We start from the raw sequence: 16,639 nt of genomic DNA, 5'->3' as shown, positions 1-16,639 counted from the left end.
TTCTTTACGATCCAATATGCTCTTCCTTATTTACAATAATACCTTTATGGTCGATTTCAAGCTCACATACTTTCATATCTGTAAATACTCTCGCTAACTGCCCAGCGATTTCTTGACGTTTCTCATATGGTGCTAATATAAAAATAGATGGTCCCGCACCGCTAAGTGCTGTGCCGTACGCACCAAATTCTTTTGCGCATTTACGAATAGATGGTAATAACGGTACGAGTTCTAAACGATATGGCTCGTGAAAATGGTCTCTCTCCATCATTTCACCTACAACTTCCCACCGCTTTTGACATAATGCAGCTACTAATACGTTACTTATCGCACTCGCTTTAACTGCCTCATGAAACGGAAACATCTTTGGTAATACAGATCGACTTTCATCTGTATTTAATTCTTCATTCGGAATGAGAGAAACTACACCTAATTCCTTGCTCTCAATTCTTACGACGGAAACATCCTTTCCATCAAGTGCTCCAATTACAGTTCCACCTAATATAGAAGCAGCAACATTATCAGGATGTCCTTCAAAATTTGTAGCAATTTGAACTTTTTGATCAGCAGTTAAGTTCAAATTGCCTAGTTGATTCGCAAGCTCTATCCCAGCTACAATCGCTGATGCACTACTTCCTAGCCCTCTCGTTAATGGGATATTACTAGTAACTTCTATTATATGGGGTGATATAGAAGGACATACTTTACATGCCGTGCTAACGATTAAATTTTTATCGTCTGCTGGAATTGATTCTTCAAAGGAATGGATTACTTGCCATTTATCAGCTTTTTCTTTAACCACCACATCTAAATACAATGACAAAGCTATTCCAACTGAATCAAATCCAGGACCAACATTCGCCGTACTAGCAGGGACACGAACGCTAAATGGTATCACGACATAATCACCCCTTTAATATGATCTTTAATTTGTTCTATATCATTTGACACATTTGCGATGTCTAGTTGATTTGAAGAAATAGCGATATCAGGATCCTTCAAACCATTTCCAGTTAATACTGCAACAACTGTTTCTCCCTTTTTGATTTTTCCAGATTCAACATGTTTAATTACGCCGGCTAATGAAGCATTTGATCCTGGTTCAGCGAAAACTCCTTCAGTTTTTGCTAATAACCTATACGCATGTAAAATTTCTTCATCTGATACCATATCTATTTCACCACGAGACTGCTCGGCAGCCTCTACTGCATACGACCAACTTGCTGGGTTACCGATGCGAATCGCTGTTGCAATTGTTTCAGGTTCTTCAATTACATGCCCTTTTACAATTGCAGCTGCTCCTTCCGCTTCAAAACCATGGATTCTTGGCTTCTTATAACCTTTTTCTTTCTCATATTCACAGAAACCTTTCCAATATGCTGTAATATTTCCTGCGTTCCCAACAGGGATAGCTAGAACATCTGGTGCATTTTGCAATTGGTCACAAATTTCAAATGCTGCCGTTTTCTGCCCTTCAATTCGATAAGGATTCACTGAATTTACTAACGTAATCGGCTCTTCTGCAGCAATATTTCTTACAGCCTTAAGTGCATCATCGAAATTCCCTTCTATTGAAATAATTTCAGCTCCATAAGCGACCGCTTGCGCTAATTTTCCATGTGCAATCTTTCCTTCTGGTATTACGATAATACATTTCATCCCAAGACGTGCCGCATATGCTGCAGCTGATGCTGATGTATTACCTGTTGATGCACAAATGATTGCTTCTGAACCTTCTTCTTTCGCCTTAGCAACTGCCATGACCATACCACGATCTTTAAAAGAACCTGTCGGATTCGCTCCTTCGTACTTACCGTATAGCTGAATCCCTAATTGTTTTGATATATTTAATAATGGAATAAGTGGCGTGTTTCCTTCCATTAAGCTGACATCAGGTGTATTTTCATTCACTGGTAAATAAGACGCATACTGTTTTAATAGTCCTTTATACATATTGTTTTTCCTCCTCAATAATGTAGTAACTGTTTATTTCACTTGCGACAGCTTCTATCGCTTCTAAAACTCGTTCAAATTGATACTTGGAAGTTCGATGTGTCACAACAACGACTTCTGCCAGTTCACGGTTTAAAGGTAATTGAATAACCTCTTTTAAACTTACAGAATAATTAACGAAACATTCTGTTATTTTTTGTAACATCCCAGGCTCATCTCGTAATGAAATACGTAAGAAATATTTCGAAACTACTTCTTCATCACCTTGTAATTCATAAGGAACTGGTTCTTTTAACGCACTTTTATTTTTCGGAACTTGATTCATATTTTTAACGATTGAAATAATATCACTTACTACAGCAGAACCAGTCGGTAACTTCCCAGCTCCGGGTCCATAAAACATTACTTCTCCTACCGCTTGGCCATGGACATACACCGCATTAAATTCATTATTCACATTTGATAATGGATGCTGGCTCGGTAAAAGCGTCGGTTCTACACTTAAATGAATGGCTGGTCCTTGTTTTTCAGCCTTACCAATTAACTTCATAGTAAATCCTAACTTTTCAGCCATTTGTAAATCTTCTTTTTCGACCTTTCGAATCCCTCTTACTTGCACATCATCTAATGAAACATTCATCGAAAAACCTAAGTTTGCAAGAATTGCTACTTTTCTTGCCGCATCTAGTCCATCTACATCTGCTGTCGGATCCGATTCTGCAAAGCCTAATTTTTGTGCTTCCTGTAAAGCCTCTTCATAAGACCATCCATTTTGACTCATTTTTGTTAACATATAATTTGTTGTACCATTTAGAATTCCCATTATTTTTTCAATTTGATCTGATGCTAGCCCATCAGTTAGTCCTCTTAACACTGGAATACCGCCCGCTACACTCGCTTCGTAACATAAATCACAATCATTATCGTTCGCCAGTTGAAGAAGCTCTGCACCATATACAGCCATTAAATCTTTATTTGCTGTTACGACATGCTTTTTATTTCGTAAAGCCTTAACAATATGCTGCTTTGCTTCTTCAATTCCACCCATTACCTCTACTACAATATCAATATTTGAATCATTTAGAACTTCATCTGCATGACTTGTTACTGCAATTCCATCAATACAAACATCGCGTTCTTTTTCCAAATCACGTACAACGACTGTTTTCACTTTCACTTCGTATCCTGTATCAAGTGCGATTTTTTTATAATGTTCTTTCAAAATATGAACAACACCACTTCCGACCGTACCTAAACCTAATACCCCAACATTTATAACGTTATTCATCTTCTAATCTCCTCCTAAAAGTTTAATTGTTACATCTATAAATCACCTTACTCTGCTTTTTTGTCATGCAGGTGGTGGTTATTTCCGTACTTATAAATCGTTTCATATTACCGCACCTCCTTTCAAAGTAATAAAAAAACACACTCTTCCCTAGGAAAGGGACGAATGTGTTTTCGTGGTTCCACCCTTGTTCCAATCTAGACGTACCTCCTCCTAGATTGCTCAAGTTCAGATAACGGCTGATACCGTCAATAATTACTAGATTACTCGTTCACTATTGAAGTTCAAAGGTGGTAAAATCATTTCTCGTGTTAGGAAGCTCACACCCTTGGCTTCCCTCTCTGTAAACCGTAAAAATGATTTCGTGTCCTTATCGTTACTTTTTTCGTTCATGTTTATTTGTTAACTCATTATACTCGCATAAAAAACAAAATCAATAATATTTTTAATTATTTTAAATTTTCAATCTATAATTCTATAAAAAAACACATTCTTCCCTAGGAAAGGGACGAATGTGTTTTCGTGGTTCCACCCTTGTTCCAATCTAGACGTACCTCCTCCTAGATTGCTCAAGTTCAGATAACGGCTGATACCGCCAATAATTACTAGATTACTCGTTCACTATTGAAGTTCAAAGGTGGTAAAACCATTTCTCGTGTTAGGAAGCTCACACCCTTGACTTCCCTCTCTGTAAACCGTAAAAATGATTTCGTGTCCTTATCATTACTTTTTCGTTCATGTCTATTTGTTAACTTATTATAGTTATCAACTTTTTAAAAAGCAAGCCTATTTTTACTAACTATTTTCAAAATAATTTTTTATTATATTTCACAATAACATTATGCAACTGCCACTCAATTTACCTATTTTGTCATTTCTCCAGTTTATAAATCAACGGTTCATATATAAAGTGAAACTTTAATCAGTGGGGATTTTGTTTATCCCCACCTAACTTCTTTGTTTTCGCTGAATTTTGAGGTAGGAATCTTACTGCCCGTTAATGCGGGATAAATTCCCCATTCTAAAACCCGTACATACCCACCTTACAAAACTATATCAATAAAATTTTCAATACAATCTTTTTGTATAACTTTCTTCTAAAGAACGTGCAACATCTTCTTCTGAAGTATTCACTTTCGCATGCTCCAGCAACATTTTTGCTGCTGAAGGTAACTCTTTTTTATTTAACCAAGATTCTGATTCCCACATCTTAGAACGAATAAACGCTTTTGCACAATGAATGTAACACTCTTCTATTTCAACAACAATTCCAAGTAACGGATTGCGTCCATTCGCCTGCATTTCTTTCAAAATTTCTTCGTCGTTTGTAATATATGCTCGGCCATTTATTCTGAGTGTCTCCCCAAGACCTGGAATAAAAAAGATTAGTCCTACACGTGGATTTGAAATAATATTCAAAATGGAGTCTATACGACGATTTCCTGGTCTTTCTGGAATGATAATTTTATTATTATTGAGTACGTATACAAATCCAGGTGCGTCTCCTCTCGGCGAGGCGTCACACTCCCCCAACTTATTTGCAGTAGATAATACTAGAAAAGGAGATTTAGAAAGGAAATCTACACAATGGTGGTCTAATGATGAAATAACTTTTTTCAATGCTCGCTCACTTGGTTGCCCCAATATTTTTCGTAACTCTTCCTCTGTTGAAATAATCGATTTTATTTCCATACGCTCTATCTCCACTTATAATCGCCCCTTTTTCTTTATTTTCCCAAAATTCAATACGAATATTGTATAATAAAATTTGCAGAAAGGGGAATTAAAATGACAGAGTGGTTAACAATATTTGATTCTGAAAGAAATACACTTGGGAAGAAATTACGCGATGAAGTGCATCGTGACGGTGATTGGCACGAAACATTTCACTGTTGGTTTGTAGAAAAAGATGCTAAAGATATATTCTTATATTTCCAGTTACGCTCTAAAAATAAAAAAGAAGCTCCATGTATATGGGATATTACTTCAGCTGGACATATTATGCATGATGAAGATGTACAAATTGGTGGTCTTCGTGAAATCGAAGAAGAATTGGGGCTTTCCTTTCAAACTACTGATTTAGTATACAAAGGAATCTTTAAAATAGACTATGAAATTTCAAATCTTACTGATCGTGAATTTTGTCATATGTATTTTCACAATGTCATCAATCCACTTCCATTCGCACCAGGTGAAGAAGTAGACGATGTGATGAAAGTACATGCAACTTCTTTTCTACAACTATTAAATGGAGAGATTTCATCTTTAAAAACGATTTCAGTCTTAAACAATAAACCGATTACGATAACATTTGAAGATATTTATCCGTATGATCTTGCATACTATGAATTTGTTGTTGCACAAGGAAAAGAACTACTAAAAAATAATAGTTTGTAAATATAATAGGACTCCTATCTATCATTGACTGAGAGTCCTATTTTCCTTATCATCATTGTTCAATTGTCTTTAATCTGTTCTCTACTCGTATAAATAAGCGAATGATTAACAATACCATAACCACCATAATCGCTATTATTGTATGTGGATATCTAAACAGTATACTAATAACACTTCCAATTAACATCATGATAAATCCGTTTTGCTTCATCACTTCTACACTATACCTGTTACCCGCATCCCATAATTCCTTATTTTTCATAGATCGTTTCGTACGATAACCATATGCCGCATTAATATCGGTCGGCGGATTTTTTTGAAGAATAATTGCCGCAAGTATAAAAATAATACCAATCAATATGCTTATTCCTATGTTTACGAGTGCATCAATCAATTATCCCCCCCCTAACTTACACTTTCATTATACGACACAACCTTTATTTTTCCAATTTATAACACATTCACTTTCTTTCGATGTCTGGAACATACTTGGAAGTGTTACAAAACGTGCCCCTTTCGTTTTTAACTGCGGAATGATTTTGTCTAGTGCATCAACAGATCCTTGTAAATGCCCACCTGGAGTAGAATGCTGCAGTATGACACTACCTGGAAATGAATTCCCTAACACATTATTTGTAATCGTATCGGCACTTACACCTTTCCAATCAACTGTATCAACACTCCACTGTACAATCATAAAATTTTGCTCAGTTGCCCAATTCAATTGATTTTCAAGTATTTCACCATACGGTGGACGTATAAATTTAGGGGCATAGCCGGCTAAACGTTTTAATATTTCTTCCGTTTTTATAATTTGATTACGGTACTCAACGTCATTTACTTTCGCTAAATTCGGATGACTGTACGTATGATTACCAATTACATGCCCTTCATTTGCAATACGCTTTACTACGTTCGGAAATTTTTCTGCGTTTTCACCAAGTAAGAAAAAAGTAGCTTTTACATTATGTTGTTTTAACTTATCTAATATTTTTGGCGTGAATTCTAAATCTGGTCCATCATCAAATGTAAGAGCGACTTCCGCTTTATTATACGGTCCTGAAAATGCGTACGCATATTTTTCAACCCATGAAAATGGTGTCCACGATCCACGATCATATGCTTTCATTTGTACTTCATAATTTTGAGGGATATATGCGTATGGCAATGAGTTTATATAGTCTCCATAATAAAATGAGTTATATGGCATATAAGCATACGAAACATCTCGTTCTAGTCCCCATTGATATGGAGCAAACATTTGTGGCGAATAAAAATAATACATGATAAAAAACCTCCCTAAATTTTCATATGTGATTCATCTGCACTTTGTTAGAGAAATTGTTATTCATAAACAAAAATAAGACTGTCCTTAATTAGGACAGTCTTACTACTTTATATTATTAATAAATTGATGTACTATCTTTTGGCAAAGCTTTCACATGTTTTAAATAGTTCGTCACTTTATCATCCTCATCTTGCGGATATTGATATTCATACGTGTTAGCGATTTCGTTCGCCACTTCCCTAAATAAATCACTCATGACAAAGAATGACTCCCATATGTTTTCATATTCAGCATTAGAAAATGTCCTTTTAAATTGCTCCCACATATCTTCTTCAATATATTGCTCGAAATGCTTTCCAAACTTCCCTGTATTAACTGTAAAGTCTGTTTTCATACCAATATGCCATTCTAGCATTACAATGAACATATCTCGCACTGGTCCTTCAAGCATTCCTTTTGCATAAGAAAGTTCCTCTCTCCATAACCCTTTTGCCACATTTGTACTACACCACCAAAATTCATTACAGCAATCCAAAAACTCTTTTTCTGTAGGCTTTTTTATTAAGTAATCCTTATCGCTTGCTGGCGGGAATCCTTCCATACAATTATCTTTATCAAGAAGCAGTTTACTTAAACTATCTTGTCCAACGAACTTTTTTATTAACTCAACTGGAACTAGCGTTAAATCAATCCGATTCCCATCCATGAACTGCATTAAATACGGAAACTTCCCATCTTCATCTGGTTGAACTAACGACATTTCTTCTGGCATTTGTACTATCATTATTTCTCCAAATTTATGAACCCAATTATGATTAGACGTAAAAGATTGTATATCATTTACAACATACATAATATCATAGTCTTGAAAACAATCTCTTTTCACATTTGGATTTACACGCGATCCATTCATGATAACTGCTCGAATTCTTTCATCCTCTTTTGCTATATTTATAATTACGTCTAACATTTCTTTTTCAGTTCTCATCTACTTATATCCTCCAATTTTTTAATATATAATATAGTGTTATGTATATTGGAGGTCCACGAGCTAATCTCGTTATACACGATACATGTTATAATTTTTGAAACTTCTTTTTCATCCTTTTTCCTCCTTACATCACTCTTTTACAACTGCCATCCCTTTCAATTTCCCAATGCTTTCTACCATTCACTTTTAATTATACCGAAAATTCTGTCTCGAATACAAAAAATAAAGAAGGGACATCTACCCCTTACAGAATAGATATCCCTTCTTTTAAAGTTAAATTTAATTCCTATGGATTAGTAGACCAAAGCCCAGCAGATTTAATAAATGTACGTTTATTTAATTTCAGCTGCGCTACGATAAATTCTGCAATATCTTCTGCTTGCATTACTTTATCAGGGTTTCCATCAGTTAATCCTAAATCTACAGCCATATCAGTTGCTACTGTACTTGGAGTTAAAGCTGTTACACGAATGTTATGTTTGCGAACTTCCATCGCTAACGATTCTGTTAAGCCAAGGACACCAAATTTAGAAGCACTATATGCACTTGTTACAGGTGCACCTTTTTGTCCTGCTGTAGATGAAATGTTAATGATATCACCAGATTGTTGTTCAATCATGCTCGGTAAAGCTGCACGAGTTGCATAGTATACACCCATTAAGTTTACTTGAATGATTTTTTCCCAATCAGCAACGTCTAGTTCTAAAAACTTACCGAATTTAGAAATACCAGCGTTATTAATTAAAATATCGATAGATCCTAAACCATTTTTTAACGTTTCAATCGCAGTTGTTACTTCTTCGTATGAAGAAACATCAGCAGTTGCAATAACAGCTTTTACACCTTCTGCTTCTACTTCTTTCGCTACAGCTTTTAAGTTTTCTTCTGAACGAGCTAATAAGCCTACATTTACGCCTTCTTTCGCTAATGCGATTGCTACAGCGCGACCAATCCCTCTACCTGCTCCTGTAATTAAAGCATTTTTACCTTGTAATAATTCTGCCAAGTATAACACTCCTTAATCATCTCAGTTATGTATTATATTAAAATTGTATCTATGTTTATGTAAAAAGGCAATGATGCACTTTCATGTGCGTAGGTTACTTGTAGGTAACTGTAGAAAGTTTTTATTTATAAGTTTCATTTTTTTACTATTATTCATGTAAAATAAAAACAAATCCAGCATAGGGGAGTGTATGAGTATGAAAAGAAAAAAATGGTTCTTGTTACTAACTGCAGTCGGACTATGTATCATATTGTTTGCACTGTACTTTATATTTGGTAACCCACTAAATTATAAAGTAATAGAAAAAGATACTAGCCATTATCTCCATATTAAAAAAGGTTATAAGCAAGAAGAAATACAAAACATAACCGGAAAATATACTCCCCTTTATAATATTGGCTATTATGCAACAGTAGTATATAAAGACGAACCATATTTCACCTACTCTTATACATACGATGATAATAAAAAAATAATACAAGACAACGGTATTTTAGGAAGACATACTGAGTCATTTGAACATCTTAATTTAAACTGGTCGTTGTTTGACCAGTTAGTAGATGGTATTCATACAAACTTGCAAGGAAGAGGTTTAAGAGAAAAGAAAGATTATTCTATACGACACGTTCAATTCATTGATATAGATGACGATAAAAACGGTGTGGAAGCATACGTTGACTTTAAGAAAGATAAAGAATCCGATTACTCATATCGTATGAATAGCGAAGGAAAAGCTTATCAATATAATTGCAGTAACGGTAAATGCATTTTTAAAGAGAAATAGTGTTAGAAGGTTCTCCTTCTAACACTATTTCTCTTCATGATTTGGCATACGCACAATAAATTCAGTACCTTTTCCTTCCTCACTCTCAACTTTTATTTCCCCATGATGAAGGTCGAGTACTTTCTTTACAATAGCTAAACCTAAGCCACTTCCTCCATAGGCACGATTTCGTGAAGAATCCGCTTTATAAAAACGCTCAAAAATATGTTGTTTCTGTTCTTCTGATATACCAATTCCTGAATCACGGATACGCACTTCCACTACTGTCTCATGTTCCTTTAACTGAATAGTAATCGTACCACCGCTTGGAGTAAATTTAATACTATTATGAATTAAATTAATCCACACTTGACTCATACTTTCTTGGTCAGCAATAACATGTGCTTTTTCTAAATCTAGTTCTAACTCAATTTCTTTTTCAGCCCAGAGTGGTTCACTATTTAACACAATTTGCTTTAATTGTTGATCTAATCGATAGCTCACTCTTTCTGGTATATATTCTTCTGATTCTAAAAGAGTTAGCTTTAGTAAATTTTGACTTAGTTTAGATAATCTCGTTGTTTCAGTTTCAATAATGGTAAGATAATGCTTTCTTTTTTCCTCAGAAAGATTATCGTCTTGTAGTGCTCTAGCAAATCCTTTTATAGAAGTTAACGGTGACTGTATTTCATGAGAAACATTCGATACAAACTCTTGTCTCATTTTCTCCATCGTATTCAGTTCATCTGTCATATCATTTATACTTTTTACGAGCACGCCAATTTCACCATCATACTTTTCTTCATTTCTTATTTTTACGGAGAAGTCTCCTTTTGCAATTTTTTGTATCGGTTCAATAATAGTCCAAATCATCGCCTCTCGTTTTGGTCTCATTAATATTCCAATCAATGTCCAAATAAGAATAATAAAGACAAAACCGACCATATCACTAATTAGAAAGGCAACAAACGGCGATACGTTTACGTCAAAAGCATTCAATAAACTAGTTGCTACATAAAATGCGATAGACCAAATGATAGTAAGAATAGAAAAGAGCGCTAATACTGCTCCAAATACTTTCAGCATCTTCAACTTACTCATTCGTTTTCTTTTTCTCATTTACTTACCTCTAAGCGATACCCTAATCCTCTTATTGTTTTAATACTAAATTTCGATTGCTCTTCTTGAAACTTCTCACGTAACCGATTAATATGAACGTCTAGTGTACGTTCATTCCCTTCAAAATCATATCCCCATATTTCTTCAATTAATTGCTCTCTCGAACAAGTTCTTCCCGATTTAGCCCCTAAAGTAAAGAGCAGCTCAAATTCTTTTAACGGTAACGTAACCGTTTGTTCTCCAGATGTAACTTCGAATGTTTTACGATTTAATAATACATTTCCAACTTGAATCGATTGCGAAACTGTAATTTGGTAACGTTTCAATAATGCCTTTACTCTCACTACTAGTTCTATAGGATCAAATGGTTTTACAAGATAATCATCTGTCCCAAGGTGAAATCCTTTTACTTTTTGTGATGTTTCTCCTTTGGCAGTTAGCATCAGAACCGGGATATCATAGTATTTTCTTAATTCAAAACATACATCAAATCCATCCATATTTGGCATCATGATATCAAGAATAACCATATCGACTTTTACGTCATCCATTTTCTGAAGTGCATCTACTCCATCAATTGCCTCATATGTTTGAAAACCTTCTCGTTCTAAAAATACAGAAACGAGTTCTCTAATGTGTGGATCGTCGTCTACTATTAAAATTTTAGGTATCAAAGGAACCATTTCCTTTCTACTTAGCATCTAATATATTTTTTAAAAATGAATCATCAGTGGAGTAAAATCCCATTGATGATTCATTTTATAATGCACCCTCTTTAATTTTCAATTGCTGCGTTGCAAACTCACGATACATATCATGCGTCTGTAATAATTCATCATGCGTACCACTACCTGTAAGATTCCCTTTTTCAATAAAGATAATTTTATCTGCATCTACAACAGTAGAAAGTCTATGCGCAATCACTAACGTTGTTCTGCCTTTCATTAAGTTATTTAACGCTTTTTGAACGACAGACTCAGATTTACTATCTAAGCTTGAAGTCGCCTCATCTAGCATAAGAATTTGCGGATTTCGAAGTAACGCTCGGGCAATGGCAATTCGCTGTCTTTGTCCCCCAGAAAGCTTCACACCGCGTTCTCCAACTTCTGTTGCATAACCGTTTGGTAAGTCATGAATAAATGCATCAACATATGCCATTGCTGCTACTTTTTCAATTTCTTCATCCGTTACTTCGCCCTCGACGCCATAACAAATATTATCACGAATTGTTCCATCAATTAACGGACTATCTTGTGATACGTAACCGATTTGACGTCGCCATGACTGTAATGAATAACTCGTAATTGATTCTTCCCCTAATTTAATGGCGCCACTAGTTGGCTCATAAAAACGTTCCAGTAATGAGAATAACGTTGTTTTCCCACTACCACTTGGTCCTACAATCGCTGTCACTTTTCCAGATTCAATTGTGAAATCAATATTTTTCAAAACTTGCTCTTCTTCGTTATACTCAAAATGTACATTTTCAAGAACGATCGGTTGCTTAGCATTTGTCACTTTCACACCAGTTTCATGATCTTCTACTTCATATTCTAAAATCGTACTAATTCTTTCCGTTGCACCAATTGCCTTTTGGAATTGTGTAAAGAACATAGATAATTGACTCATTGGCATTACAATTTGAACTAAATACAAAATAAACGCTACAAGTTCACCGGTTGTTAATGCACCGCTAGAAACTCGCATCCCGCCATATCCTACGATAATAACAAGTAGTGCCATTAAAACAAACGACATAACTGGCGAAATTAATGCTTGCACTTTTCCTTCTTTCAAACCAAATTGTAATAACTTTTGTATACCTGTATTACCCGTTTCATATTCTCTTTTTTCTGTATTTGAAGATTTCACTAAACGAATTTCTGATAACACTTGCGTTAACACACTTGTAAAAGATGCCGTTTCATCTTGAAGCGCTTTTGAAATCTTATACATTTTTCGTCCAAGTGGAACTAAAATTAACACAGACAACGGAATAACCGTTAAAAGTAACGCAGTCATTTTCCAATCTAAAACAAATAATACAATTAACGATCCAACAATTGAAATACCGCCTGTTAATAAGTTTGACAAATGCTCAGAAATTAACGTTTTCACTACACCTGTATCATTCGTCATACGGCTAATTGTATCACCTGTTCTATTTTGATCGTAATAAGATACCGGCAAGATAAGTACCTTTTTCCACAAACGTTCTCTTAGTCCCGCTACAATCTTCTGCCCAATATAATTTAGTAAATATATAGACAACCCTGCCGCAATAGTTTGCATTACAAAGAAAGCAACTAATCCAACAATTTGTCCTGCACTAATTGAAGAAAGCGAAAAATTATCTACTAATCCTTTTGTCAGCATAGGAATAAATAAACTCGCTCCCGTAGAAAGCAAACTCATTAATAACGCAAAAACTAAAATTCCTTTCGGAGGATTTGTATCTTGAATAAGGCGTAAAAACTGCCTCCAACTCCCTTTTTTCTTCATTTCATTTCTAACTTCCATTCCTGTTCATCTCCTCGTGGTAAACAAAACTGTTCTTTCTAAAATTAGAATACGATACAAATGTAAACTGAATGTAAACACACTTTTTCTATTTTTACAAAATATACATAAAAACTCATCTTTACAACAGATATAAACATCTGATATTATTACCTGGTACTTAATATTATTCTATGTAAATTATAGATAAATAATTTACAACACGATATAAATCTCCAGTTAGTGAAAGGAGTATCCTTTTTGCAAACAAATATACATTCTGAAAAGGAAACAATTATTTTTATTCATGGATTAGTTGGCAATCGTCGCGCCTTCAAAAAGGAACAAAAACGTTTTTCTTCCTCCTACAACATTATAACTTATGACTTATTAGGTCACGGTGATGATAAAGGAGAAGCAATCGACTTTTCATTACAGCGCCTCGTAGATCAATTATTAAACTTATATGAGCAAGAAGGTATTAAAAAAGCACATATTTGTGCGCTAAGTTACGGCTGTTACATCTCTACAATTTTTGCACAAATGCATCCAGAAAAAGTATTAAGTATTTGTCATATTGGAGGACATTACAATAACCCTTCTCGTTTATATAATGTATTTCAAAATTTTTGGGAGAAGCGAGGAGATGAATACTCTAAATGGCTCTCTCAATACGCAAATACTATTTTTCCAAGCGGTATATTAAAAGCAAATCCGTTCGCAGTCATTTCAAGAAATATTTACTACCGTTTCGGATTACAATTACATTCATCCATAATTGCCCAGTCATTACGACATCGGTTAGAATTCGATTTAAAATCTAAATTAAAATCACTTCCTCACCCTATACTATGGGTAATGGGAGAGCATGATCATCTCTATAAATCTTGCCTATTTGATTTAAAATCTATTTTACCCAACGTTTTATATAAGGAAATACCTTTAGCAGGACATGCAGCGAACTTATTTCGTCCTAACTATTTCCATGACTTATATGATCGATTTTTAAATGGAAAGTTAAAATAAAAACTATTAAACCTCCAATTTATTCAACTATAAAAGGGCTTCCCAAGTTTCCTTGGAAAGCCTTTTCTCTATACGAAAAGTATATAAAACTACTTTTTCTTAGTATGCTTTTGTGTAACCAGCTAGATGTTTGCTCCAGTATGAATTATTTACTGAACTAATTTTCACACCTGTTGAAGTTGTTTCCGCACTAATAAACTCACCATTTCCTAAATAAACTCCCATATGAGTTAAACCACCAGCTTCTGTAGTATTGCTAAAGTATACTAAATCTCCTGGTTGTGGATTGTTAGTTTTTGTTAACTGAGCCCAATATCCCTTAACATTTGTGCGCTCTATGTTGTGACCTGTTTTATTTAATACATAGTAAATAAAACCACTGCAGTCAAAACCAGCAGGTGTTGTACCAGCAGTTCTGTATGGTTTACCCTTTAAAGATCTAGCGAATCCAGCGATTGAAGATGTATCTCCACCTGTTGTTGGTTTTTGTACGTCTTTACCTGGTTGTTGAACGTTATTTGTAACGTTATTGTTATTGTTATTTGTAACGTTGTTTACTCCGCCTTTTACAAACTTAACGAAGTCTGCACTTACGTAACCTGTGCGGCCGTTATGGTTAATTTTGTACCAACCATTTTCAGCGCCAGTAACGTTTAATACTTTACCATTTGTTACTCCACCGATTACAGCGTTGTATGTAGCTGGGCCTGTACGTACTTTTAAAGCACCAGTGTTAACAACATAAGAACCACCAGTTTGAACTGTTGTAGTATTGTTGTTTGTAGTTGGTTGTTGTGTTTCGTTAGATACAGCAGAACCACCTTTTGTTACGAAGTCTTTGCTTACGTATCCAGTTCCACCATTGAAGTTGATTTTAAACCAATCTTGTACTTCACCTACAACTTGTACTGTTTTACCTTTGTTTACAGAACCTAATACTGTATGAGATGTACTTGGGCCTGTACGTACGTTAAGTGAAGAAACGTTTACTGTGTAAGTACCTGTTCCTTGTTGAACAGTCGTTCCTGTTTTGCCACCAGTCGTTACGAAATCACCACTTACATAACCTGTTTGACCATTTACGTTTACTTTGAACCAACCATTTTCTTGTCCAACTACTTGTAGCACTTGGCCTGATTTTACTTTAGAAATAACGTTATGTCCTGTACCAGCACCTGAACGAACATTTAATACATCAGCAGTTACTGTGTATTTTAATTCAGAAGTTGTTTCTACAGTTTTTGTTTCAGTTACAGTCGTTTGAGTTTGTCCATTAATTTCTTTTAGCGCTTCATTTGAAACTTGTGCATGAGCAGAATCCATTCCTGGAACTGCAACGCCAGCTACAGAAGCTGCTGCTAAACCTGCAATTACTTTTTTCATAAGTTGTCTTTACTTCCTTTCCCTACTATCCTCTTAAAAAAAACTAAAACTTTAATACTTTACAATATTATCAAAGTAAAATATTCATCCAGTTCCATTTTTTAGCAAGAGTTTTATTTTTCACACGTAGTTCATTTTAAATGAACAAAGTGAAATCCGTGTGAACTTCATGTGAACTTTATCATTAAACACAGTGTTTTTGCAATGGTTTTTTCAAATTTCTTATATATCGCATGAAAATTCGACATTCTATTTAATATTTTAATATAAAATATCCCTTTTCTATCTATTATAAAAAATTCTATTAACCTAATACAAACTCAAGTATGTATTTCCTTATAAAGCTCCTTACATAAAGTATACTTTCATCATGACAAAAATCACTCTATTTATCAATAGTATAATATTTTTAGAAAACTAAATTTCTATACTATCTACAATTTTGAAATAATTTGACGAATTGTAAGATTTATTTCACAAAAGCCATTTCTCCTTTAAAGAAAACACACACTATACCAACTGTTCTCTTTTTCCGATAATGGAATTTATAGGATGTTTATAGTATTATATACATATCTTAATAAAAAAGAATTTTAGCGAACTGATTAAAGTTTCATTTTATAAAATGAAACTTTAATCAGTAAGGGTTTTATACATCCTCCGCTAATTTTTAACCCTCACCACTGGGGTTGCCCGTTAATGCGGATTTTTATTGGAATAAAAAGAGGAGGCATATTTGTGAGAAATATAATAGATGATCCAATACAAAAAAATATAGAGCTATACTATGCTTTTATTCAATTCGTTTCAATGATAACATTACAAAAAGTATCAGCTATTGAAACACGTAAAAATGAATTAAAAAATCAGATGAAAAATGCCGGACAAAAAAATCCTTATTACGTATAAAAAAAGGTGAACAGGTT

The 16,639-nt window shown here is 34.4% G+C and carries 16 protein-coding genes and 2 other annotated features; of the genes, 4 read left to right on the top strand and 12 right to left on the bottom strand.

All coding sequences use genetic code 11. The features are described from left to right. Nucleotides 1-4: 4 nt before the first annotated feature. From thrB to V6946_RS09910, 4 genes are all read right to left on the bottom strand, one after another. Nucleotides 5-898, bottom strand: coding sequence for a homoserine kinase (gene thrB, locus V6946_RS09925; RefSeq protein WP_000612098.1), 894 nt, complete (start codon nt 896-898; stop codon nt 5-7). Beyond that, complete coding sequence (gene thrC / locus V6946_RS09920) at nt 895-1,953, bottom strand: threonine synthase (RefSeq protein WP_000276437.1); 1,059 nt, start codon at nt 1,951-1,953, stop codon at nt 895-897. Before thrC ends, thrB begins: the two co-directional genes overlap by 4 nt. After that, nucleotides 1,946-3,241 (bottom strand): homoserine dehydrogenase, encoded by a 1,296-nt coding sequence (locus V6946_RS09915; protein ID WP_006929147.1) that lies wholly within the window; start codon nt 3,239-3,241, stop codon nt 1,946-1,948. Before V6946_RS09915 ends, thrC begins: the two co-directional genes overlap by 8 nt. Before the next feature lie 154 nt (nt 3,242-3,395). Further along, nucleotides 3,396-3,627: a binding site (T-box leader), on the bottom strand. A 115-nt stretch (nt 3,628-3,742) separates the two neighbouring features. Then, nucleotides 3,743-3,974 (bottom strand) — a binding site (T-box leader). 335 nt (nt 3,975-4,309) lie between these two features. After that, complete coding sequence (locus V6946_RS09910) at nt 4,310-4,948, bottom strand: pyridoxamine 5'-phosphate oxidase family protein (protein WP_000402142.1); 639 nt, start codon at nt 4,946-4,948, stop codon at nt 4,310-4,312. Nucleotides 4,949-5,029: 81 nt separating this feature from the next. Between V6946_RS09910 and V6946_RS09905 the strand changes: the two genes are divergently transcribed. Beyond that, nucleotides 5,030-5,638, top strand: coding sequence for an NUDIX domain-containing protein (locus V6946_RS09905; RefSeq protein ID WP_000141378.1), 609 nt, complete (start codon nt 5,030-5,032; stop codon nt 5,636-5,638). A gap of 52 nt (nt 5,639-5,690) precedes the next feature. Here the strand turns inward: V6946_RS09905 and V6946_RS09900 are convergent, their stop codons facing one another. From V6946_RS09900 to V6946_RS09885, 4 genes are all read right to left on the bottom strand, one after another. Further along, nucleotides 5,691-6,032: an SdpI family protein gene (locus V6946_RS09900; RefSeq protein ID WP_000564329.1), complete on the bottom strand. Its 342-nt coding sequence runs from the start codon at nt 6,030-6,032 to the stop codon at nt 5,691-5,693. Nucleotides 6,033-6,059: 27 nt separating this feature from the next. After that, complete coding sequence (locus V6946_RS09895) at nt 6,060-6,923, bottom strand: peptidoglycan-N-acetylglucosamine deacetylase (protein WP_366981869.1); 864 nt, start codon at nt 6,921-6,923, stop codon at nt 6,060-6,062. A gap of 118 nt (nt 6,924-7,041) precedes the next feature. Beyond that, complete coding sequence (locus tag V6946_RS09890; RefSeq protein ID WP_006929143.1) at nt 7,042-7,914, bottom strand: aminoglycoside 6-adenylyltransferase; 873 nt, start codon at nt 7,912-7,914, stop codon at nt 7,042-7,044. Nucleotides 7,915-8,203: 289 nt separating this feature from the next. Then, on the bottom strand, nt 8,204-8,923 hold the full coding sequence (locus V6946_RS09885; RefSeq protein WP_000818985.1) for a 3-ketoacyl-ACP reductase: 720 nt from the start codon (nt 8,921-8,923) through the stop codon (nt 8,204-8,206). Between the two features lie 190 nt (nt 8,924-9,113). Between V6946_RS09885 and V6946_RS09880 the strand changes: the two genes are divergently transcribed. Beyond that, entirely contained in the window at nt 9,114-9,707 is a 594-nt protein-coding gene (locus tag V6946_RS09880; RefSeq protein WP_006929137.1) for a DUF3139 domain-containing protein, read from the top strand. A 24-nt stretch (nt 9,708-9,731) separates the two neighbouring features. Here V6946_RS09880 and hitS read toward each other — a convergent pair whose 3' ends face one another. From hitS to V6946_RS09865, 3 genes are all read right to left on the bottom strand, one after another. Next, on the bottom strand, nt 9,732-10,805 hold the full coding sequence (gene hitS / locus V6946_RS09875; protein WP_006929135.1) for an envelope stress sensor histidine kinase HitS: 1,074 nt from the start codon (nt 10,803-10,805) through the stop codon (nt 9,732-9,734). After that, nucleotides 10,802-11,479 carry an envelope stress response regulator transcription factor HitR gene (hitR, locus tag V6946_RS09870; protein ID WP_000612413.1) on the bottom strand — a complete coding sequence of 226 codons (678 nt, stop codon included), beginning with the start codon at nt 11,477-11,479 and terminating at the stop codon, nt 10,802-10,804. Before hitR ends, hitS begins: the two co-directional genes overlap by 4 nt. An 85-nt stretch (nt 11,480-11,564) precedes the next feature. Then, on the bottom strand, nt 11,565-13,325 hold the full coding sequence (locus V6946_RS09865; RefSeq protein WP_000453884.1) for an ABC transporter ATP-binding protein: 1,761 nt from the start codon (nt 13,323-13,325) through the stop codon (nt 11,565-11,567). A 240-nt stretch (nt 13,326-13,565) separates the two neighbouring features. On the opposite strand from V6946_RS09865, the gene V6946_RS09860 reads away from it, so the two are divergent. After that, nucleotides 13,566-14,330, top strand: a complete 765-nt coding sequence (locus tag V6946_RS09860; protein ID WP_001194309.1) for an alpha/beta fold hydrolase — start codon at nt 13,566-13,568, stop codon at nt 14,328-14,330. Between the two features lie 99 nt (nt 14,331-14,429). On the opposite strand, the gene entFM is transcribed toward V6946_RS09860, so the two are convergent. Continuing rightward, entirely contained in the window at nt 14,430-15,713 is a 1,284-nt protein-coding gene (gene entFM / locus V6946_RS09855) for an enterotoxin EntFM (protein ID WP_366981871.1), read from the bottom strand. A gap of 738 nt (nt 15,714-16,451) precedes the next feature. On the opposite strand from entFM, the gene V6946_RS09850 reads away from it, so the two are divergent. Continuing rightward, nucleotides 16,452-16,622, top strand: a complete 171-nt coding sequence (locus V6946_RS09850) for a hypothetical protein (protein ID WP_001244279.1) — start codon at nt 16,452-16,454, stop codon at nt 16,620-16,622. The last annotated feature ends 17 nt before the right edge of the window (nt 16,623-16,639 follow it).

It is taken from the genome of Bacillus sp. PPSBB_2 (assembly GCF_045291115.1).
Taxonomy (GTDB): Bacteria; Bacillota; Bacilli; order Bacillales; family Bacillaceae_G; genus Bacillus_A; species Bacillus_A cereus.
Note: the sequence above shows the minus strand (reverse complement) of the source record. Positions and strands in the feature narration are given on the sequence as shown.